Here is a 22,266-nt window from a genome sequence, read left to right as displayed (position 1 = left end):
TGTGAAATAATGCGAAAAATGCTAGTATACATAGCTGACAAAATGGCTGATTTTGAGATCAGTTTAACATGTAATCTCCTTGGTAAATATGGCTGGGAGATTATCCCTGTTGCATATGAAAATGCCATTATAACAGCATCATCAGGTCTTCAATACGTTCCCCGCTTCACTATTTCTGAAATCTCACAGGATTCAGATATAGATGGTATCATAATCCCGGGTGGATTTCACTTTGAACAACGGGAAGAGTTAACCAATCTCATACAGGCTTACTATCACACCGGAAAATTAACTGCGGCAATATGTGCCGGCCCACAATATCTGGCCCGGGCTGGATTGCTTGAAAATACGCATTACACAACCACAATGACAAAAGAATCTCATAAGGAGTTGTTTTCTGGTTCCGGGGAATTTCCCTTTCCTGAAAAAACCTATATCGAGAAACCGGTTGTACGAGACGGGACGGTTATTACAGCGAAAGGAGTCGCGTTTATCGACTTTTCAATAGAAATTCTCGACTACTTTAAAGCATTTACAGATGAATCTGAAAAGAGAGAAATTGCATTACGATATCAACCCTCGACATACTAAAACACGGCTTCAGAATAAGAAGATTGGGAAAATATCTTTCAATTCCCATTTTTACTCTTCAACAGTTAATAAAAACCGAATTTCTTGTGTGGCAAGAGCCAAATCGGTATCTGACTCTTAACCAGAACCCAAAAAAGGAGTTAGAGTTTTATACAAACAATGCAGGGATAATCAAAACTATTAGTGGTTATGTTATGATTTCTTGAAGACTTCCCGGGCCATTGCAATTCTTTGATCCATATCTGGTCCTCCGAGTTCTTCTTCAACAGCTTTGAGCATGGTTGGTATGTCAATATGCTGAGGGCATTGTTCAAGGCATTTCTCACACTGAATGCATTGTGATGCAAACTCAGGTTTTCCTGTAGTGAGCAGACCACTGAGCCGAACTGCATAATAGAATCTGGATTCTTCTGAATTTCCGCTTAAATATTTATTATTATACATTTCAAAACAGAGTGGAATATTCACCTCTGCCGGACATGGCAAACAATACCTGCATCCGGTGCACCCAACCTTCATCAACTCGTGGTACTTCTTCTCAACTTTTTTCACCAGTTGAAGTTCTTCATCAGTAAGGGAATTTGGATATGCCTGGTCTGCAATGCGGAGATTCTCTTCGATATGAGCCTCCTCATTCATCCCTGAAAGAATTACAGTGACTTCAGGGCGGTTCCAGATCCAGCGAAGAGCCCATTCCGCCGGAGTTCGTTTTACCGGAGCCATATCCCAGATCTCTTTGATAGAAGAAGGTACAGAGTTTGTTAAGTTCCCTCCACGAAGAGGCTCCATAACAACGACACCAAGGCCTTTTGATGCAGCATACTCAAGTCCCGCTGTTCCGGCCTGGTTTTGTTCATCCAGATAGTTGTATTGAATCTGGCAAAAATCCCAGTCATATGCATCTACAATCCGGTTGAAATCCTTTCCATCACCATGGAAAGAGAAACCCGCATACACTATGCGGCCATCAGCCTTGGCCTCATTAAGAAAATCAGCAATACCCAGTTTTTCCACAGTGTCCCACAGATCGCCGACAAGAGCATGAACGAGATAATAATCGATATGGTCTGTCTGGAGTTTTTCGAGTTGAGAATTCAGGATTTTATCCATATCTTCCCGACTCTCGATAAGCCATGATGGGAGTTTTGTTGCCACTTTCACTTTTTTGCGATACCCATCTAAAAGAGCACGACCAACAAACGGTTCACTCTCGCCCATATGATACGGCCAGGCTGTATCAAGATAATTTACGCCATGATCGATTGCATACCGAACCTGTCTTACAGCTCGCTCCTCATCTATCGAACCATCTTCTTTCAATGCAAGACGCATGCATCCGAATCCGAGGATCGATAATTCGTCTCCGGTTTTAGGTACTTTTCTATATAACATCTCGTTCACCTTAGTTTCAAACGTATTGTAGATTCAGCGTTTTTCAGGGTTATTTACTCAAATTTTGAGTATTGATACTTGAATTCAGATTCAGGATTATCATCTTTCAAGCGAAGGATACAGTAATAATTCAAATATACATAGCGCAGGTATGACCTAAATAGGGAGTTCAAACATATATGATACAAACTTACATAGATGAAACTAATGGAGAATACTGCTACATTCAAATATAGTTGGGGAATTGATGCGGCTTTGGATGTGATTGGTGGTAAATGGAAACCTCTGGTCCTCTATCAGCTTAAAGAAGGAACAATGCGGTTCAGTCAGATAATGGAGAGAGTAAAACCCAAAATTTCTCAGAGAATGCTGACCAGGGAACTTCGGGAACTTGAAAAAGATGGCCTCATAACACGAAAGGTGTACGCAGTAATCCCTCCGAAAGTGGAGTATACCCTCACTGAAAAAGGGGATTCGTTGATGCCGATTCTTGACCAACTCTGTGATTGGGGGTATGAGCATATGAATGAAGATATAGAGTTTAAATGTGAAGAGTAATTTTATTCTTGTTTAATATCTTTGAACCTGTAGAAGCAAACTTATACTCTAGCGCCGATAGCATATGATGTCCAAAAGGCTAGGATTTTTCCATGAATCTCCGTTCCTTACGAAGAATTGATTCAGGACCAGAGTGTCTTATGCCTGTTTTCTCAACAAATATCCAGTACGAGTCGATGGTATGAAAACACTCGATGAATATATCCCAAAAAATTTCCGTCTTCCCTTGTTCATTTACCTGATAATTCTATGCCTTATCATTGGAACTGGATATTTTGCTGTTAATTATCAGCAAAATATTAATGAAAAGGAGATAAAAAGCCAGTTAAGCGCTATCGCAGACCTTAAGTCATCCCAGATATCGGTATGGTATCATGAACGGGACTTAGATGCGGAAATTTTGGCAAAAGACCTGGTTATACCAGTATATATCAATTCTCGAAATAACCCTGGCTCATCAGATTACATCCAGGTATCTTTACTTGAGTGGATGAATACCACATTAGAAAAATATGATTATCAGGGGATCATCCTTCTCTCACCAACCGGTGAAGTCCTGCTTAAAGAGCCTCAAAATGCCTTGATAAGTCAGGACAGCATACACCAATATCTCTCTCCTGCCCTGAACTCTTCAGATCCAATTAATACTGATCTATTCCGGGATCCTGATACACATAACCCGGTCATGGAATACTGGTGTCCGATCAAAGAAAAAACAGATGGGCCCGTTATTGGAGTCCTGGTATATCAGATAGACCCAAAGCGCTACCTATTTCCTTTAATCCAATCGTGGCCAACGAATAGTGAGACTTCAGAATCACTCCTCATTCGTCCGGAGGATAACTATGTTTTATTTATTAATGACCTGCGACACGTTTCGAATGCAAGTCTCTCGTTACGGATCCCATTAAGTAAGGATGACGTACCTGCGGTCATGGCAGTGAAAGGGCAGGTAGGCATTGTTTATGGGAATGACTACCGGGGTGTTCCGGTCATAGCAGATATCTTGAGAATAAATGGCACTCCCTGGTATCTTGTCGCGAAAATAGATCAGAATGAGATCTATGCACCGTTCAGATTCTTTGTATCCCTGGTCATGGCTATACTCCTCCTTCTTCTTGCGGTATCAGGAATCGCAATCTGGGCTGTCTGGGTAAAACGGGAAAATGACTTTATCAGCCAGAATTTTGAATTAAAACAAAAGGAACTCATTCTTGCTGATCGTGTCCGTCTTCTGATGCAACAGGCAAATGATGCAATTTTTATTTTTGATTCTAATTGGAAGATAATTGAAGCTAATGACCGGGCATCGGAACAGTATGGATATAGCCTTGATGAATTCAGGCAAATGAGTCTTGCTGATCTTCGATCTGACAAGGGGAAGGCCACCCTTTCAGAAGATTTGGAACGTATGAATAATCCTCTCGGCTCAATCGTACACACCGAACACCGCCGAAAGGATAAATCTGTCTTCCCCACGGAAAGTAGTATTCGGACTATCAATATTGACGGTGCAACATATCATCAGGCAATAATCAGGGATTATACTGAAAGAATAATATTTGAGACGGAACTGGAAAAGAGGAACTCAGATCTCTACTCATTGAATGAGGAATTAGGTGCTTCATTCGAGGAATTATCATCACAGGAAGAAGAACTACGGCATCAGATGGATACTCTTAAACAGAGTGAAATCCAGATGCAGGAGTTACAAAACCGCCTTATTGAAGCCCAAAAAGTAGGCCACCTTGGATCCTGGGAGTATTATATCAATACAGGGCAAGTCTGGCTATCTGATGAAGGGTTCCGGTTATTTGGACTGGATGTAAATCCGGAGGGGCTCATTGAGCTGGAAAAGGTACTCTCATGTGTGCCTGATAAGGATCATGTATATCGGGCGCTTATGGACCTGATTGAACATGAAGTTCCATTTAAACTTGAATTCACCATACAACCAATTGGTTCGCAGACCCGTATTTTATCATCAATAGCTGAACTGATTCAAGGCGAAGAAAAAAATCCAATAAAAGTAATCGGGATCTTTCAGGATGTTACAGAAAGAAAACATATTGAATCTCAATTACGAAAACAGGAAGAGAAATTATCTGCTTTTTTCCATTCTCCTATTCTTGGAACATTGATGGGTGATATTTATGGAAATATTTTCCAGGCAAATGATGAATTCCTGAGAATTATTGGATATTCCCGGTATGAACTCGAAAAAGGGTTAATCAGATGGGATGATATTACACCTCCTGAATTCCTGCAACTGGATCAGAGTTCAATAATTGAAGCTCAGGAGAAGGGAAGCTGTACTCCTTATGAAAAACAGTACTTCAGAAAAGATGGAGCCAGAATCTGGGTTTTAATAGGATACGTCCTCACAGGAGAAGGAAAGGACGAATCTGTTGCATTTATCCTCGATATCTCAAGGGTTAAAGAGAAAGAAGACCTGATCCAGAAGCTTAACCAATCACTCGAAGAGAAAATCCTTGAAAGAACAAATCAACTTGAATCGATGAATATTGAGCTCAAGGAAGAAGTTGAAGAGAGGATATTAGCAGAAGAAGAAATTCAAAAGGCATTATCATTACTCACAGCAGCATTGGAATCTACAGCGGATGGCCTGTTAGTAGTAGATAAATCACGAAAAATCGTTACATATAATAAGATATTTCTCAGCATGTGGAATATTCCTGATTCGATTATAAAAACAGATGATGATATCACTACATTAGGATCAGTGCTCCATCTGGTCAAAAATCCGGATCAGTTTCTTGAAAAAATAAATCAAGTCTATAAGGATCCCTCCCGGGAAACATGTGACGTATTAGAACTTTTAGACGGTAAACTCTTTGAAAGAGTATCCAAGCCTCAAAAGGTCGGAGAAGAGATTGTTGGAACGGTCTGGAGTTTTAGGGATATCACTCAGAAAACCCAGATGGAGAATGAGATAGAACGTTCTCTTCGTGAGAAAGAGATATTACTCAAAGAGATTCACCACCGTGTTAAGAACAACATGCAGGTAATCTCAAGCCTCTTTTATATTCAATCAAATATTACGAAAGATGAGAAACTGAAAGAAATACTAAAGGAAGGCCAGAACCGGGTAAAATCTATTGCTCTCGTTCACGAGGAGTTGTACCAATCTCAGGACCTGAACAGTATCAACTATTCTGACTATTTGCGAAAAATTTCCAAAAATATGTTTGATTCCTACCAGGTCAATAGTTCCCGGATCAAACTTGAATTATCTCATGAAGATGTTCTGATTACGATCTCTAAAGCTGTTCCCTGTGGCCTTATCATAAATGAATTACTCTCAAACTCTCTCAAACATGCATTTCCGGATCAACGAAAAGGAACTATTACTATCTCCTTCTCAAGCACAGACAATGAATATCTCCTTGTGTATTCAGATAACGGTACAGGGATATCTGAAGAAGATTTTCTTTCACATCCAACCACTCTCGGGGTTGAACTGATCAAAGGGCTAACCAAACAATTACAAGGGACTATTGAATTGGACCAGCGGGAAGGGACAACATACCGGATCAGGTTTCCTGTATAGAGGAGTTCAACGACAATCACCCATTTTTATAATTCAGAATTATCTTGCATCAGATTCATTCATCTTCAAACTTCTTACGAAACACTATTATATTTGAAAGTACCATCGATGTCATATACAAACTGCGTATCTGAATCGTAATGGTGCGATCAGGCACTAAATTATCAGGAGATTATTTTGTTTCTTTTTACTGAAATGGGATACTGCCAGTTCAATAACTTATTGAAGAAGTAACCTGAAACGCCAATAATTTAGTGCATTAACTAATAGTTTTGTGGAGGGAATAAAAAATGAAGAGGCGTCGGTGAGATGAAGAAATTTCGTCTCATTCCATGGAAATGGAATAGATTTCTAGTTTCTTTTATTTTAACAACTCTGGCTGCATCTCTTCGGATATGGCCTCTTCAAATTCTCGAATCCAGACTTGTGTGGTTAACCTTTTATCCAGCCGTTATGATCTCTGCAATCTATGGGGGATTCTCTGCTGGATTGATGGCATCAGTGATGGCCTGTATATTAGCATTTTTTTTCTGGCCATTCATCGTTACTCAACCTTTTATTTATGATTCTGCCGATCTTCTTGGGCTGGTAGTATTTCTTGTGACCGGTGTTATGATATCCGGGGTCGCTGAAGCAATGAGAAGGGCGAACATTCGCGCTAAAGAGGCCCAAAAAGAAGCAGAAAGTGCTAATAATGCAAAAAGTGTTTTTCTCGCAAATATGAGCCATGAACTACGAACTCCGCTGAATGCGGTATTGGGGTTTTCAAACCTCATGCGAAATGACATCAACACCTCACCAGATCAACGGATTACTCTTGATATTATTAGTCGAAGTGGGGAACATCTTCTCAATCTCATTAATGATATCCTTGATATGTCAAAGATAGAAGCTGGTGGAATCGTCACAGATATCAGCCCTTTTGATCTGGGAGGGATGGTTAACGATGTACTGGATCTGATGCATGTCAGGGCAGATGAAAAAAAAATTATCCTTTCTCTTGACCAGACATCAGATTTTCCCCGGTTTATCAGGGGAGATTATACAAAAATACGGCAGATTTTAATCAACCTCATTGGAAATGCAATAAAATTTACACTGAAAGGTAAAGTAACGTTATTCTTGAATGCAAAACCATCAGATGATTCTAAAAATCGTGTTATCATTTTTAAAATTCAGGACACAGGAATTGGTATCAGCCACGATGATCAAAAACGTATCTTCGAACCCTTTATTCAGGTAAACAATCTCACATATCAAAAAGGGACCGGTCTTGGCCTTACAATTACCAAACAATATGTAGAACTGATGAATGGGACAATACAGGTTGAAAGTAGTCCAGGCGAGGGATCCATCTTCTCTGTTGAGATACCGGTAGAAATTGCAAACGAATCAGATATTGATTCAACAAATATTAATCACGGCCGTGTTATCGGAATGGAGCCTGGTCAGGATGAATGCAGGATACTTATCGTTGAGGATCAGATCGAGAACTGGTTGTTACTGCGGCGAATTCTGGAAGATGTAGGACTATCAATACAGGTAGCCGGAAACGGAAAAGAAGCCATTGAATTATTTTCTAAATGGCACCCTCACCTGATCTTTATGGATCTACGAATGCCTGTAATGGATGGCATTGAAGCAGCCCAAAATATTCGTGCGATGGAAGGAGGCAAGGACGTAAAAATAGTAGCCATCACTGCATCAGTCTTCAAAGAGGAACGGGACAATGTAATGGCTGCTGGTATGGATGATTTTATTCGAAAACCCTATCGTCCGGAAGAGGTTTTTACATGTATAACCAGCCTCCTTGGAGTCCAATTTATAGTCGAAGAGTCTTCTACACCAGATAAGAAAGAAACCTATCATCATCTCAATCCTTCAGATATCCAGACTCTCCCAGATAATATCAAGGCAGAATTACTCGTTGCTATAGAAAATTTGGACGCATACCAGATCAAAGATGTAATAACCAGAATATCTGAAATAAATCCTGATTTGGGTTCTGTTCTAAAGAATCATGCGGACAGATTCAGTTATACCGTTATTTTCAGGGCTCTGAATAGTAGTGATCAGCATGCACAAGATGAAAAATCATGAGTAGAAAAGGAACAATATTGGTGGTTGATGATACCCACGCTTCCTTAAAACTCCTGACCGAACTCCTTACCATTGAAGGATATACCGTTCGATCAGCAGATAGTGGAGAACTTGCCCTCAGATCTGTGAAGAGATCGCCGCCTGAACTGATTCTCCTGGATATCAGAATGCCTGATATGGATGGATTTGAAGTTTTAAAACAATTATTGTCATCAGAAGAATCAAAGAGTATTCCAGTAATATTTCTCAGTGCAGTTATCGATGTGGATCTTCGGGTAAAAGGATTAAAAGACGGAGCTGTCGATTTTATAATCAAACCATTTCAGAAAGAAGATTTATTAGCCAGGGTTAGAACTCATCTTGAGTTATACCAATTACGAGTAAGAACAGAAGATCAAGCCCGAAAAATATCAGATATCAATAGTGAGCTTAAAAGAGAGATCGATCAACGTAGCATCGCTGAAGATAAAATACTACAGACGGTTTCCCTTCTCGATGCTACTATCGAATCAAGCGATGATGGGATACTCGCTTTGGATAAAACAGGTAAAATAATTAAATATAATCATCAGTTTGTATCAATGTGGAAAATACCTGAATCCATACTTCTCCCAAATCAATCCTTTCTTGCAATAGATTCTGTTTTCAGATTGGTAAAGGATATAGACCAGATTAATTCTCATATCAAAAGTGAGAATTGTGAATCTGATACAGATGGCTTTGATCGTATTGAGTTAAGTGATGGCAGGATTTTTGAATGGTATTCTAAACCCCATAAGATTGGAGGTATTGTGAGTGGGCGAGTATGGAATTTTCGTGATGTGACGAAACGTACCATGATGGAGGCCCATATCGTTGAGTCATTACAAGAAAAAGAGATGCTTCTCAAGGAGATACATCACCGGGTGAAAAATAATATGCAGGTGATCTCAAGTCTCCTTTATCTTCAGTCACAAACCGTGAAAGATGAGTACACTCGTCATTTATTTAATGAAAGTCAGAATAGAATTCGATCAATTTCCCTGGTACATGAACAGTTGTACCGTTCTAATAATCTACGTTTGATCGAATATGGAGATTATTTACGAAAGATGTTTGGTTCTCTTTTTGAATCGTATAAAGTAGATGTTCGACAAGTAATAATGATTATTGATGCACATCAGGTAATGATATCAATAGAAAAAGCCGTGCCCTGCAGTTTGATTGTAAATGAGTTGATCTCTAACTCATTAAAATACGCATTTCCAAATAATCAAAAAGGTGAGATAAAAATCGGGTTTAGCCTTAATACTGCTGATAAATTATATACTCTTGATTACCGGGATGATGGAGTTGGAATTCCTGAACATGTAGACGTTGTCCACCCGGCGACTCTTGGGATATCACTTATATATGGCCTGACCAAACAATTGAAAGGAACAGTTACTAGAATAAAAGATAATGGTACACACTTTATTATCTCATTTCCATCAATTGATCTTAAAAGGGATTCATTGTGAATTTAATACCACAGAATAAAAAAATCCTCATTATTGAAGATGAGTTTATCACCGCTTCAGCTTTAAATCTTCTTCTTGGGGGGATGGGATTTGAGATTGTTGGAGTTGAAGATACTGGTGAGGGAGCAATAAAGGCAACAGAACAATTAAAGCCTGATATCGTTCTGATGGATATTGTTCTCAACGGAGAGATGAACGGCATTACTGCTGCAACCCATATCAGAGAGCAATTTAATATTCCTGTGATTTATCTCACCGGACAGGCAGATGACAGTACCATATTTCAGGCGATAGAGAGTGAACCCTTCGGGTATATCATCAAACCGTTTGAAGAAAAGAACCTGAAAACCAGTATCATGATGGCTCTCTACAAACATGAGTTGGATCAGAAACTGATGGAAAGTGAGAGACGATATCGGGCTATTGCTGAACTCGCCCAGGATTCTATAATAATATTTGACCGTGATTATTCAATTGCATATTTAAACTCCTATGCAATCCAATTCTTCAAGAAAGAGAGAATTGGAAAATCCAAAATTGAGTTATCTGATATATTTCCACAGGAACTGGTAGATCAGGTACAACGATCTCTTGATTCAATTCTCAGTGAAGGAAGGTACCAGCGCATTACTCTGCAGGGTAAACTTGATTCAGATGAGTTCTGGTTGGATACTATCTTTGTTCCAATTTTATCCCGCACAAATAATATAACTCAGATTATCGCCTTGTCACGGGATATTACCATACAGGTCTTATTTGATAAAGAGATGGAAAAGCAGGGGATAATTCAGATTGAGAAAAATATGGAGCAATTCCAGATACTAAATGATGAAATCAGGAACCCTCTTGCAGTCATTATGTCAATTATATCCCTTCATGATGACGAGGAGAGCAGAATTGTATTAGAGCAAATAGATCATATCAACAACCTTGTATCCCGGCTCGATCATGGATGGGTGGAGTCTGAGAAAGTCCGGTCTTTTTTTATAAAACATTATGGGTACGGAAAACTATGTCAAAAAGATGAGCATAACATGTAATGCTTACGCTGAAACTGTGAATGTTAATAAAAGGATTTTTCTCATCGTATAAATGCTACAAGCAATCTGAAGGAATAGTTTGTGTTGATATTCAATCGATAGGAAAAAAGAAACCGAACGTCCTTTTTTGAATAGGACGGTAAATCAATAATCTATTCAAAAATATTAGGAGCCCATTGGCACTGATGTAGTGCTATACGGGGTCCTCTGGTATACGAGTGTATTTTGAGCATTGTCAGTAATCGACAACTCCTTGTTTTCATTTACCAGGTATGATGTTGCACCTTCAAGGATCTGCAGATAGGTTGTTTCTGTAGAGGCTCCATCCTGACAGTATTTTTTCGTTGACGCAAGAGGGCCAATGGTTATTCCTTTTCCATCTGCGTCTGGTTTCCCAGTCAGAGTATAACTGCCCATGTAATTGTTACAGCCAGAATACCCGGTCAGGTTTACATTATCCTCAAAGATGACTGTTGTCTCCGGATTTATCGTCTGAACCAGAGCGGTACCATTCTGATCAGACATGAGTTTCAGATACCATGTTCCCAGGAGGGAAGAGTCTGAAGCTGCAGCCTTAACCGGAGCAGAAACGATTTCAGTCTGACTTGGAGTGATTGTTGCTGTAGGGGCTGTTGTGGCCGGGGTGGAAACTGGTTTTGATTCAGTCTGACTTGTACACCCGGTCACCAGAAGAAGAAGTACCATTACGATACCCACGACAATGAGAATTTTTCTCATGGTTGGTACTTAGCCATGGAGTATAAAAAAAAGTTTCTGAAAACTTCGGTTAAGTTGCTTAGGTATCCCTGACATTCCACGTTCTGTTGTTTGACTGAGCACATTACGGTCTTGAACTTCATTTTCATAACCTTTAGATTTCTGTATCATTGTGATACAAAGTCTTAATCGTTCATAGCCGAATAGATATCAAAAGTGCTCTGGTTTCTGGCATTATTGTAAAGAAATCCCGATGTTTTTCAGTAATCTATCCTTTTCAGATGAAGGAAGACCAATTACAGACGGGAAAAAGTGGAGGATCATATGAACATACACAAGAACGTTGGTTTTTTCCTGGTAATCTGCCTGTTATTTATCGGGATTTCTGCAGGAGCATCCATGAATGAGACGCCATCAGCGGTGGTCAAAACCGATGCTGGTCTTATCTCAGGATTAGTACAGGATGGACTCAGGGTATATCTTGGAATTCCATTCGCTGCTCCCCCTACCGGAGAACTTCGATGGAGAGCACCAGAGCCGGTGAGTCCATGGGAAGGGGTCAAGGAAACAACGGCTTTTTCACCGGCATGTCCCCAGCCGATTGCTGCAGATCCGAATCTTTCCATGAGCGAGGACTGTCTGTATCTCAATGTCTGGACCCCGGCAAAGAGTGACAACGAAAAGCTCCCGGTCATGGTCTTTTTCTATGGTGGAGCATTTGGAAAGATTGCAGGTTCTATGTCTCTCTATAACGGGACGGCTCTTGCACAAAAGGGTGTCATTGTGGTCACTCCCAATTACCGGGTAGGAGCTCTCGGATTCCTTGCTCACCCTGAACTGGATGCAGAGTCTTCACAGAATAGTTCTGGTAACTACGGGCTCCTTGATCAGATTGCTGCTCTGGAGTGGGTGCAGAGAAACATCGAATCTTTTGGCGGTGATCCATCCAGGGTGACAATATTTGGGCAGTCTGCCGGAGGAGAAAGTATTCTCATTCATCTGGCAAATCCAGAGACGAAAGAGCTTTATCAACAGGCAATCGTAGAGAGTGGCACCTTCTGGACAAAGGGAGCAGAGATTGATGCCCTGTACACCAAGGCTGATGCTGAACAGCTTGGAGAGGCATATGCAAAGAGCCTTGGTTTCTCAGGCCCTGATGCGATAAAGCAGATGCGTACCCTGAGTTACCAGGATATCACCAATGCAACACCCTGGCCGAATTCTTCGTTTAAGATGGTGAATACTCCGCATTTTGAGCCGACAATCGACGGCTCGGTTATACCGGAATCACCGGAAACAGTATTTCGTGAAAATCGCGAGAATCCGGTTCCACTCATCATCGGAAACAATGCTAATGATGGAACAACCCTTGCAGCTGGCGCCAACATGAGTGTCCAGGAGTACAGCACCTTTATTCAGAGCAGGTTTGGGAATGAATCCGGTGTGGTTTTAGAGAAATATCCTGCAAATTCAACCGCAGAAGTACAGCTCAGACTGGAACAGATCATGACAGATTATGACTTTACTGACCCGGTTAAATTTGTAGCAGGATCCATGGCAAATATAAGCCCAGATACATACCGGTACCAGTACTCGTATGTCCTTCCCGGGCAACCCTACGGAGCATTCCATGGCAGCGAGACCATGCTCCTCTTTGGTGTCCCATTACCTGAAAACCCGGTAACTGATTCAGTCAGAGAGAACATGATCGATCTCTGGACCCGGTTTGCAAAGACCGGGGATCCGAATGGTGGAATGAATGTCTCCTGGCCGAAGTACACCGAAGATGGAGCCTATCTTGATATCGGGGCTGCTCCAATTGTAAAGTGACTTGTAACACTCTCTTCTTTTTCATATTCAGTTCATTCTCTCTCATCGGTTCATTCTGGAGAGTGAATGAATGTACGTACTGCTTTCCTTTTGAACTGGCCGAAACAGGGAGCCTGTTGCCTGACAATCAGTTATACCAGAACTTCACCCATAGACCATTTCATCCGTGAAAAAGAGGTATGATACATTTTCGGAAAAATCAGGAGAGTTGGGGGGTTCCCAGATTCTGAATCTTCTCCTGCATATCAGGAGTTACTTGTTTAACGAGCTCTGCATTATATGACCCGCTTGGCTTATACGGAATAGAACTGTTAAATATTTCATCTGCTGCCACGGCGTAGAAACGTGACTTTGCAGCAATCGTTCCATCTTTTACTGCCGGATCAACATCTGTTGCAAAGATAGAGATCGTATTATCGCTGTTTTTGACAATATCAAAAGTCCTGAACTGCTGTGGGAAATCACGCAATGATGAGGTCTCAACCTCCCAGAATCCGAGTTCCGGGTGATCAGGATCCGGTGATATCTGCGGAGTAATGGCATTGACATGTCGATGTCCTGCTATCCACAGGATCAGGTTTGGATAGGTATGCAGAGTATCAAGCAGCTGCTGCTCTGATATCTCAGCAACCGAGCTCCATCCGGTATATTCATCAAGAGAAGAACCACTTGCCTCTGTTGCTATCGGGATGTGAGCAGCAATGATCATCAGTTTGCCTTCAGCCTGACCCTGATCCAGTTCGTTTACAAGCCAGGTGAACCGTTCATTATCAAGTGAACCATGCCCGTACCCGCCAACATCAGTATCGTTCGCATTCTGGGTATCGTCAAGCACAATGACCTTTATCGGAATGTCTGATTTAGGTTCAAACGAATAACATGCAAAACCTGAATCTGCGTCAGATTTATTGAACCCATGACCTTTCGGGTTTGAAGTCGTATTGAAAAATTCACCCATCCATTCAGGAACTGTGAGGACACGGCGTTTTGAATCGGCAGCCAGAACTTTTGGAGGTGTTTTGAAATCAGATACATTCCCAACTCCGATGATATCTCCATTCACCGTTCTTCCATCGATTGCACCCATATAGAATCCACGGCTCTTGATACCAAGAGGATTGGTGAAAATATTACCCATATTCAGGATGTAGGCTCCGGTATAGTTCGATTTCAGGTAACCATCAGGGGGATTTGTTCCGATCCAGTTGTGATCGTGATTGCCAAGAACCTCATACCAGGGTATCGACTTATTCAGTCCTGCTGCCTGGTACACATCCTGGTAATCATTCAGTGGTCCGGGAACCGGGTCATCCTTGACACCTGAATCAGGGTTTATTCTTTTCCCGTCCATGACATCAATGAACCATCTGATTTCATTGTATTGTTCGTTGTTGGCAACATCACCAAGAGCGATACCAAAGTCAAACGGATCTTCAGTATGGAGGGCGTTCACGGTCTGGATAGCAGCATCAAGAACCTGAGTGGATGAGAGCATTACCGGTGAATACCCTGATGACTGACCCCCTTTGTACCCAAAATAGATACCCTGTGTGGGAGTCTCTTTGTCAGTGATGTGAACATCTGTCATGTCAAAAAACCGGAGCAGTTTTGCAGAACCGTTCTCCGATGCATAGGAGTAACCGGTTGGCATCAGGTCAATCCTTTTTTCATAACCAAGTCCATCTCCGAACTTCCATACCCCATATCCATATACCGAGTAGTTGGAGACATCATCAGGAAGGATCTGAGGTGATGTCAGAGGCACGGCAACGGGAATGATAGTACGATTCAGGGTAGTAACAACCGTGGAATCTATAGGATAGGCTCCAGCGATGCCGCCAATAAGGAATAATACAAGCACTATTCCTGGTACCACCAATGGTTTCATGTTTCTACTTGAAACAATCTCTATTTAAAATGATGTACTACTCATGTTCCCGATTTTTCATATACTCATACCGGATTCGCCTTTAAATCGCAGATAATCGTATGATCTCAATAAATTATGCCGGAGAAATAATGTGTAAAAAAAAGTCCCGGAGATCAGGTTATGATTCCAGGTCTTGTAATAGAGCAATCGTTGAATTCCCGGTTTTCACTACCGGGACCGTATCAATATCAAGGTACTGATCTTTCTTCAGGGTGTAACTCGGCCAGGTAATATTCATTCCACCATTTGGATCTCCGGTCTTCGCGAACCGTGTCCAGAGATCTACTACATTCGCGGCCACTGCCGGATCGGATTGAACTCCTGGAACATTAAACAACAGTAACGTCTCACTTCCATGAAAAGCACCTAATGGCTGCCCGGGAAGGACATACGAGTACCGGTACATGAACGTGTTAGGGCTGATATCTCCCATGGATCCAGCTGCAAACTTCACCGAGTCACTGAAATCGTAATCAGTCATGATCTCTGCCAGTCTGAGCTGCACGTCAGCAGTTGTATTAGCAGGATATTTTTCAAGAACCGCACCTGCTTTATCCCCGAACCGGTTTGTAAGGAACGTTATGTACTCATCAACCGTCATATTGGCATCAGCCGAAAGGGTTGTTCCGTCATTGGCATTGTTTCCGATAATGAGAGGGACCGGATTTTCCTGGTGGAGACGGAACACAGTATCCAGGGTGTCAGGGAGAATCCAACCGTCAACCGTTGGCTCAAACATGACCGTGTGGGTACTCCAGAATGAGGACGGTGTCCAGGGTGTAGCATTGATCAGGTCTTCTGGACTGATATTTCGCATCTGTTTAATGGCATCAGGCCCGGAGCATCCGAGTTTTTGTGCAAACCATTCACCAAATTGTTCAGCATCCGCTTTGGAATGGGTGGCATTGATAATCGCCCCATCCGCCCAGAAAGGACCACTCTGAACAATTGCCTGCTGGTAAAGACCCTTACTCTCCGGGCTTGCCAGATGTACGAGAATACTTTCCGCTCCCGCTGACTGCCCAAATAGTGTCACCCGGGATGGGTCACCTCCAAACGATTCGATGTTACGCTGGACCCACTGCAAGGCAGCGATCTGATCGAGGATTCCATAATTTCCTGAACTATTATGGATAGATTCGGCATCAAGTTCAGGGTGGGCAAGGAAACCCAACGCTCCAAGCCGGTAATTTGGAGTGACCACGATGACGTCCTTTTCTGCCAGAGTGGTTCCATTATAGACCGGCATGGATCCAGCCACATCAGCAAATCCCCCTCCATAGAAAAAGACCATAACCGGTAGCTTTTCGTCATCACTCTGTGCCGGGGTCCAGACATTGAGACACAAGCAGTCTTCACTCATGTTGAGCGGCTGTGATCCTGATGAGGGAGTCTTACCGGTGGAAACCCGCTGTGGACAGGTTGCAGAATATTCCTTTGTCTCTTTCACACCATCCCAGGGTATCGGGGGTGCTGGCGGTTTCCATCGTAGTTCTCCGGTTGGTGGTGCAGCAAATGGGATGCCGTGAAAAACACGGAGATTATCCTGCTGAACACCTGATATCAAACCGGCGTCTGTCTTTACTATTGCCGATGGGGATTCATTCTGTGATGATCCGGTAGATATCCCAATAATTACCAGGCAGGCTATCAGGATAGAAAGGATTGTCAGAAATTGTTTCATGTGATTCCACTCTCCTGCACTACCAGATAGAAAGGCCAGTCTCTCAAAGGACGGGAATATCCTGGAAATTCGGCAACGGAGAGAATGTAAAAAATCTACCCTATAGCGCTCGTGAGTATGTATCTGAAAAGAAGTTAAGTCTATGGATCTATCAGAGACCCAGGTTTTTTATCAGATTTAGATTGACATTTTGTCCTAATTCTTGAGATAAGAATATTTCGGACCTATTCGATATTGATATCCCGGTATGAGAGGATACATGAATATGGATCATGCACAAGAGGCAGTTGATCTGCTAGCTGAAGGATATTCCTGTTCCCAGTCAGTCTTTTCAGTGTATGCAAAAGAATATGGACTCGACCCGGCTCTGGCACGAAAGATCTCGACTGGTTTTGGAGGAGGCATTGGCAGGACCGGGAATATGTGTGGGGCAGTCAGTGGTGCCATACTGGTTCTTGGTCTGGCTAACGGGATGAATTCTCTCCAGGAGCCAGAATGGAGAGAGAAGAGTTATTCTCTTGATAAAGAGTTTATAGAGAAGTTTATCTCTAGATTTGGATCTATTCAGTGTCCTGATCTCCTGGGGTATAATATGGCGATCCCGGAAGAACTGGCAGAATCAAAGAGGGTTGGAGCTGCAAAGAAGGTGTGTCCGGAGTTGGTCCGGGGAGCGGCAGAGATCCTTGATGAGATGTTAAAAAAATAGACCGGGTTCTCATTTTAAGTGAGACAATATACTGTTCTTCGTTTGTAACTCAATAGATGCATTTGGATATAACTCAAGAGCATGATTAATTACTTCTAGCGCTTCGTTATATTTCCCAAGTTTTTGTAAAGCATATGCTTTGTTATTTAAAGTATCACCTGATGTTGGATTTAATCGCAATTCTTCGTCATATGCTTTAATAGCGTCTTCATATCTGTCTAAATTAATGTACGTGTAACCCAGGGTATGCCATGCAAATGTGCTATCTGGATTTAGTTGGACAGAGTGATTAAGTGCATCAACCGCTCTTTCCCGATCTCCAAATTTTAACATTATTGTTGCTTTAGCATCCCATGCTTTGATATTATTGGGATCTTGCGCTATTGCTTCATTAATCGTTGTTAATGCTTCATCCATTTTCTTTGTATTTGACAATTTTATTGCTTTTTGGACGAGATCGGTATCTGATGATTCATCAGTTATACCTAATTTCTCAAGTAGCATGTCTTTTGTTGTGGAAGCATAGGCATTTGTTGGGTTCAATTGAAGTGTTTGATTTATTGCAGCAAGAGCTTCCTCATATCGCTCAAGATGTATCAAAATTGACGCTTGAGTATTCCAAGCTTGGGTACTGTTGGGATTCAGTTGAGTTGCCTGGTTAGAAGCATTCAGAGCTTCTTGAAATTTTCCTAAATTTTGTAATGAAAAGGCCTTCTGATTCCATGCATTTGAAGTCGTAGGTGTATTATTATCACTATCAGCGAATGCTATTCCCACAAAAAGAAGAAACAATAATAACACAACAATCCATCGAGTCATATAATTCAGTAGGGAGTAATGAGGTAAATAAATTCGTTGATTAAAAAAATCTTCGATAAAAATACAGGAAGACAAACGTATACTTTTCTATAAAAAAGAATTTTATGGGCCCACGGAGATTCGAACTCCGGACCTCCGCCGTGTAAAATTTGAGCCTATTTTAAAAAATAAGGCGCACGAGGATAATATTAGATCTGAATTATATTATTTGCAAGAAGATCTCTCTTTATATCTTGATAATCGATGTCACGGGTTATCACCCAAGTCGATAGACTGGCTTGATAGGGCTGCAAAGCAATTTTGGGATCATACGCAAGGAATGGTAAACGATACGTCGTTGTGTGAATATCGAAATTTTGTCTTAAATTTATACAAATCCTATGACTCTCATGTGAAAACCTTGGGATTTGCTATATCTTTTCTCAATCACCTTGGAAGGGTAACGATGAATCCGAAATACTCTGCATTTACAGTATATCTTGAACTACCAAAAACTAAAAAAACTCGGAAATGTGTTACATCTCGGATTGTAACCCTTGACGATATCAGTACAATGATTGAGAGGATCAATGAAGCTGAAAGAACTGATGAGATTAGTTCAGACCGCGCTATGCAATATCGGACCGTAATTCTGCTTGGAGCATACACAGGTCAAAGGAGTGAGGCCACGTTATCAAAAATTACAGTTGGTGATGTTAGGAAAGCATTAGGTACAGATAAGCCATGCATGTCTATTCCATCGGACAAGGATAAAATCAGGATGGCTCATTATGTTCCCATTCATCCTCATTTGATAGAGCCACTGTCTTGTTTAATATCAGGGAGGGAAAATGATGAGTTGCTATCTAGTTATCATTCCATCAACATGTGGCTTAAACATAAAAAATTTCCTTTATCCCGATGTCAGCATCATTTCATTCTTGGGGATTTACGAAAGTTTGCGGAACAACATGGTGATGCTATCTGTTGGAATGATTCTAACCGATCATATATCCTCACCCACGGAGTATCAGGAGTTCAATGGGCTCATTACAAGTCACCTCTCCCTGAATATGTTTATGACGTGTATATGCATGCATGGAAAAATATAATTCTTGAATTTTAATCTCTAATACATCAGGAATAATAAAACATATGGGAATAGCGTTTTAACCACAAAATGCAAATATTTGTTAATATCTACAATAAACAAAAATCAGTCTTGAATTGGTTACAAATAGAAATCTTGTTTTATTTAAAATGCCTGCATAATAATATATAAATTTCTCAAAAAAATTAATTATTTTGTGATTATTTGTCCATTTTTTTGTAGAACCTATTCATAGAACAAAGTTCAGATAAAGTAAATAATGTATTCAATATTTAGCCATTTTTATGTTAAAATAGGTAAAAAAATATTAAGTAATTTTTCATTTTAGATGGATATTCTAAATAAAATATTTCAAACACATATCTTCATTATTACCATTACAATAGATTTATTTCACTCATTCAATATTATTTATAAATAAATAATCCCTATTTTTAAGATTCCAATCAACTATAGACTTAAATAATTTAGTTGAGATAAAAAAATTCATTTCATAATAAGCCCTTAGTGCTGCTTCTGTTAAGTCATTATCCAGTTTTTTTCCTTTTCGATTATTTCCAATTTTCAAGATTAAAAATTGAGATAATACTACAATCAGATCGTGACCTTTACAGATATGCCAAATATCTACCGATGTGTTTTTAAGGTTTTCATTAATTTTCTTCATTATTGAGATAGTATTAATTCCTTCATCATTATTTGGAATTAATGTATTGTTAATAAATTCTTCTATCTTGAAAGAAAAATTGTTAAAGTCTAGAAAATCTTCAATTTTTGCATTTTTAATTTGAACTTGGATGGAACTCTTATTTTGTTCAATTAATAGTCGGTATATCCCTAAAGGCATAACAATGTTTAAAAGAGTAATTAGAACATTTGGATTTATTTTAAGAATTTCAGGATCATATCCATATTCCCTTAAAAATAAATCAAATGCATTAGAATAAAAAATCATTGTTATGATGTCATGAGAGTCAGTATACAGTAAATTGGGAATATTTTTACACATATTCAATATAAAATCATAATCACAATCAATTATACCAAATAAACCACAAAATGAATCTCTATTAGCAAAATTTACGACATCAATAACCTTTTCCTTATTATAAGTAATCTCATATCGAACTTTTTCATCTCCAAAAAACCGATAGAAAACTCTCTCATCGGTTGTTCCTTCAACAACGATTATCGCCCTTTTATCAATTTGTCTCTTCATTACAAGTGAAGTGTAAATCACTTCAGCATTTTGACGAGATGCCAACCTAATCACCGTTTAATTGAACAGTTAGATTCAGTTTATTACTGACAATTTCGGGAGAATGGGTTGCAATAATTATGTCAAAACCAATTATATCGGCAATTTTCTGAATATCATTAATAAATTGTTCTTGCCAGCATACATGTAAAGATAATTCTGGTTCGTCAATTAAAACTAATGCATTATTATTTACTTTAAACAATAGATTGTAAATTAGAACTAATTCATGTTGTTCACCGGATGATAATGCCGATAAAGGGATCGAGGCTCCATTTTTTGATTTAAATGAGAAGCCCAATTTCTGGTCGATACTTATTGATTTAAATAAAAATCGACTAGATATGATGTCAGTAAAAAGATGTACTTTTTCATAAAATTTATCTAATATTTTTAATTTTTCCTTAACATCAGAAATATACACAGATAAGATCGAAATATTTTCAGGATTAATTTCCGATAATTCTTCAAGATTAATCTCTTCTTTTTTAACTAACCCTACTTTTGCAAGTTCATTTCTTTTTTGCTCGAGATTAACCAGTTCTCTTTGAATGTCAGATACAGATATATTCCCTTCATTATGATATTTTGCTAATCTAATTGGGAATGTCCTTTCAAGTGATTGTGAGATCGCATTGTTCTCTAAACTAATCTCTTTTATTTTTTCTACTAAATCCTGAGAATTAGCTTCTACCACATATTTTAAATTGCGCTTCGAGGTAACGTTCTTGTATTGATTATATTCATTATCTGAACCCCGATCAATAATTAACAATCTTTGAGTTTCTATTAGGTGAATGTCTATTTTTTGTAAAAAAGAGATGAGCCAAGGTTCAATTTGTGATTCTTTTTTTCTTCGTGTATGAACAACTCTGTGCCGACCTGAATTTTTATTATTTAAACCGATCCATTCAATATTATCATCAATATCCTCATCTGAGAATTCCCAACCATTAAAGACCTTAATATATCTATTTGATTCTAGTAATGATGATGGATTATATTGCCAATGACGAGGACTATTACTATCTGGAGAATTTAAGTAAAAATTTAGAATTGTATGGACTTCTTTTTCAGAATTGATTTTTATTCTCTCTTTTTTAATTGTAAGTGAATAATTTGGATTAAAATCAAGTTTTAGAGAAGTAAATGGAATTTCCATTAATGAAGCAAAATTGAACTTAAATATCCAGATTAATATTTTAAGAATTATAGTCTTCCCGACGCCATTTGGGCCAATTATTATCGTTATATGATCTCGAGTGTTTATTGGTATTTCATGGTTAAATATTCCAAATAGATCTTTTATTGAAATATGAGAGAGCTGAATCTTTTCATCATTAAAACTATCATTCATCCCCATAATTATGATCATATAGATATTCTGATAATTTAAAGTAATCATTTGAAGATTGTTTTAGTCGAATAGGAAGAAGAGATTACTCTCTTCCCCCCTTCTAAGAACCGTACGTGAACCTTTC

Annotated in this window: 16 protein-coding genes; 9 read left to right on the top strand and 7 right to left on the bottom strand. The window is 39.6% G+C overall.

Annotated elements, in window-relative coordinates; all coding sequences use genetic code 11:
* Nucleotides 1-9: 9 nt before the first annotated feature.
* A complete protein-coding gene (locus tag DK846_RS15175; protein WP_109969850.1) occupies nt 10-591 on the top strand; it encodes a DJ-1/PfpI family protein in 582 nt (193 codons plus the stop codon).
* Nucleotides 592-783: 192 nt separating this feature from the next.
* Here DK846_RS15175 and DK846_RS15165 read toward each other — a convergent pair whose 3' ends face one another.
* On the bottom strand, nt 784-1,983 hold the full coding sequence (locus DK846_RS15165) for an aldo/keto reductase (protein ID WP_109969848.1): 1,200 nt from the start codon (nt 1,981-1,983) through the stop codon (nt 784-786).
* A gap of 198 nt (nt 1,984-2,181) precedes the next feature.
* Here DK846_RS15165 and DK846_RS15160 point away from each other — a divergent pair, with 198 nt between their 5' ends.
* From DK846_RS15160 to DK846_RS15140, 5 genes are all read left to right on the top strand, one after another.
* Entirely contained in the window at nt 2,182-2,541 is a 360-nt protein-coding gene (locus tag DK846_RS15160) for a winged helix-turn-helix transcriptional regulator (protein WP_394339602.1), read from the top strand.
* Between the two features lie 181 nt (nt 2,542-2,722).
* Nucleotides 2,723-6,112, top strand: coding sequence for a PAS domain S-box protein (locus DK846_RS15155; RefSeq protein ID WP_146201247.1), 3,390 nt, complete (start codon nt 2,723-2,725; stop codon nt 6,110-6,112).
* A 309-nt stretch (nt 6,113-6,421) separates the two neighbouring features.
* A complete protein-coding gene (locus DK846_RS15150; RefSeq protein ID WP_109969845.1) occupies nt 6,422-8,212 on the top strand; it encodes an ATP-binding protein in 1,791 nt (596 codons plus the stop codon).
* Nucleotides 8,209-9,711, top strand: coding sequence for a sensor histidine kinase (locus DK846_RS15145; protein WP_109969844.1), 1,503 nt, complete (start codon nt 8,209-8,211; stop codon nt 9,709-9,711). The genes DK846_RS15150 and DK846_RS15145 overlap by 4 nt, the downstream gene beginning before the upstream one ends.
* Nucleotides 9,708-10,751, top strand: coding sequence for an ATP-binding response regulator (locus DK846_RS15140; RefSeq protein WP_109969843.1), 1,044 nt, complete (start codon nt 9,708-9,710; stop codon nt 10,749-10,751). The genes DK846_RS15145 and DK846_RS15140 overlap by 4 nt, the downstream gene beginning before the upstream one ends.
* 165 nt (nt 10,752-10,916) lie before the next feature.
* Here DK846_RS15140 and DK846_RS15135 read toward each other — a convergent pair whose 3' ends face one another.
* The gene (locus tag DK846_RS15135) at nt 10,917-11,489 is read right to left on the bottom strand and encodes an META domain-containing protein (protein ID WP_109969842.1); all 573 of its coding nucleotides are present in this window, start codon (nt 11,487-11,489) and stop codon (nt 10,917-10,919) included.
* A 303-nt stretch (nt 11,490-11,792) separates the two neighbouring features.
* Here DK846_RS15135 and DK846_RS15130 point away from each other — a divergent pair, with 303 nt between their 5' ends.
* A complete protein-coding gene (locus DK846_RS15130) occupies nt 11,793-13,298 on the top strand; it encodes a carboxylesterase/lipase family protein (RefSeq protein ID WP_109969866.1) in 1,506 nt (501 codons plus the stop codon).
* A 199-nt stretch (nt 13,299-13,497) separates the two neighbouring features.
* On the opposite strand, the gene DK846_RS15125 is transcribed toward DK846_RS15130, so the two are convergent.
* Nucleotides 13,498-15,186, bottom strand: a complete 1,689-nt coding sequence (locus DK846_RS15125) for a TIGR03768 family metallophosphoesterase (protein ID WP_109969841.1) — start codon at nt 15,184-15,186, stop codon at nt 13,498-13,500.
* 160 nt (nt 15,187-15,346) lie between these two features.
* Nucleotides 15,347-16,912, bottom strand: a complete 1,566-nt coding sequence (locus DK846_RS15120) for a carboxylesterase/lipase family protein (protein WP_109969840.1) — start codon at nt 16,910-16,912, stop codon at nt 15,347-15,349.
* 259 nt (nt 16,913-17,171) lie between these two features.
* On the opposite strand from DK846_RS15120, the gene DK846_RS15115 reads away from it, so the two are divergent.
* Nucleotides 17,172-17,618, top strand: coding sequence for a C-GCAxxG-C-C family protein (locus tag DK846_RS15115; RefSeq protein WP_181391822.1), 447 nt, complete (start codon nt 17,172-17,174; stop codon nt 17,616-17,618).
* A 9-nt stretch (nt 17,619-17,627) separates the two neighbouring features.
* Here DK846_RS15115 and DK846_RS15110 read toward each other — a convergent pair whose 3' ends face one another.
* A complete protein-coding gene (locus DK846_RS15110; protein ID WP_109969838.1) occupies nt 17,628-18,437 on the bottom strand; it encodes a tetratricopeptide repeat protein in 810 nt (269 codons plus the stop codon).
* 445 nt (nt 18,438-18,882) lie between these two features.
* Between DK846_RS15110 and DK846_RS15105 the strand changes: the two genes are divergently transcribed.
* On the top strand, nt 18,883-19,542 hold the full coding sequence (locus DK846_RS15105; RefSeq protein ID WP_146201246.1) for a site-specific integrase: 660 nt from the start codon (nt 18,883-18,885) through the stop codon (nt 19,540-19,542).
* A gap of 382 nt (nt 19,543-19,924) precedes the next feature.
* On the opposite strand, the gene DK846_RS15100 is transcribed toward DK846_RS15105, so the two are convergent.
* Complete coding sequence (locus DK846_RS15100; protein ID WP_146201245.1) at nt 19,925-20,791, bottom strand: DUF4435 domain-containing protein; 867 nt, start codon at nt 20,789-20,791, stop codon at nt 19,925-19,927.
* A 1-nt stretch (nt 20,792) separates the two neighbouring features.
* A complete protein-coding gene (locus tag DK846_RS15095; RefSeq protein WP_181391821.1) occupies nt 20,793-22,160 on the bottom strand; it encodes an AAA family ATPase in 1,368 nt (455 codons plus the stop codon).
* Nucleotides 22,161-22,266: the final 106 nt, after the last annotated feature.

The sequence above is a fragment of the Methanospirillum lacunae genome (assembly GCF_003173355.1).
Classification (GTDB): domain Archaea; phylum Halobacteriota; class Methanomicrobia; order Methanomicrobiales; family Methanospirillaceae; genus Methanospirillum; species Methanospirillum lacunae.
Note: the sequence above shows the minus strand (reverse complement) of the source record. Positions and strands in the feature narration are given on the sequence as shown.

Bases quoted from the DNA above. Each gene is read 5' to 3' on its own strand.
- DK846_RS15175 (WP_109969850.1), top strand. From the start codon at position 10: ATGCGAAAAATGCTAGTATACATAGCTGACAAAATGGCTGATTTTGAG.
- DK846_RS15165 (WP_109969848.1), bottom strand. From the start codon at position 1,983: ATGTTATATAGAAAAGTACCTAAAACCGGAGACGAATTATCGATCCTC.
- DK846_RS15160 (WP_394339602.1), top strand. From the start codon at position 2,182: ATGAAACTAATGGAGAATACTGCTACATTCAAATATAGTTGGGGAATT.
- DK846_RS15155 (WP_146201247.1), top strand. From the start codon at position 2,723: ATGAAAACACTCGATGAATATATCCCAAAAAATTTCCGTCTTCCCTTG.
- DK846_RS15150 (WP_109969845.1), top strand. From the start codon at position 6,422: ATGAAGAAATTTCGTCTCATTCCATGGAAATGGAATAGATTTCTAGTT.
- DK846_RS15145 (WP_109969844.1), top strand. From the start codon at position 8,209: ATGAGTAGAAAAGGAACAATATTGGTGGTTGATGATACCCACGCTTCC.
- DK846_RS15135 (WP_109969842.1), bottom strand. From the start codon at position 11,489: ATGAGAAAAATTCTCATTGTCGTGGGTATCGTAATGGTACTTCTTCTT.
- DK846_RS15130 (WP_109969866.1), top strand. From the start codon at position 11,793: ATGAACATACACAAGAACGTTGGTTTTTTCCTGGTAATCTGCCTGTTA.
- DK846_RS15125 (WP_109969841.1), bottom strand. From the start codon at position 15,186: ATGAAACCATTGGTGGTACCAGGAATAGTGCTTGTATTATTCCTTATT.
- DK846_RS15120 (WP_109969840.1), bottom strand. From the start codon at position 16,912: ATGAAACAATTTCTGACAATCCTTTCTATCCTGATAGCCTGCCTGGTA.
- DK846_RS15115 (WP_181391822.1), top strand. From the start codon at position 17,172: ATGAATATGGATCATGCACAAGAGGCAGTTGATCTGCTAGCTGAAGGA.
- DK846_RS15110 (WP_109969838.1), bottom strand. From the start codon at position 18,437: ATGACTCGATGGATTGTTGTGTTATTATTGTTTCTTCTTTTTGTGGGA.
- DK846_RS15105 (WP_146201246.1), top strand. From the start codon at position 18,883: ATGAATCCGAAATACTCTGCATTTACAGTATATCTTGAACTACCAAAA.
- DK846_RS15095 (WP_181391821.1), bottom strand. From the start codon at position 22,160: ATGATCATAATTATGGGGATGAATGATAGTTTTAATGATGAAAAGATT.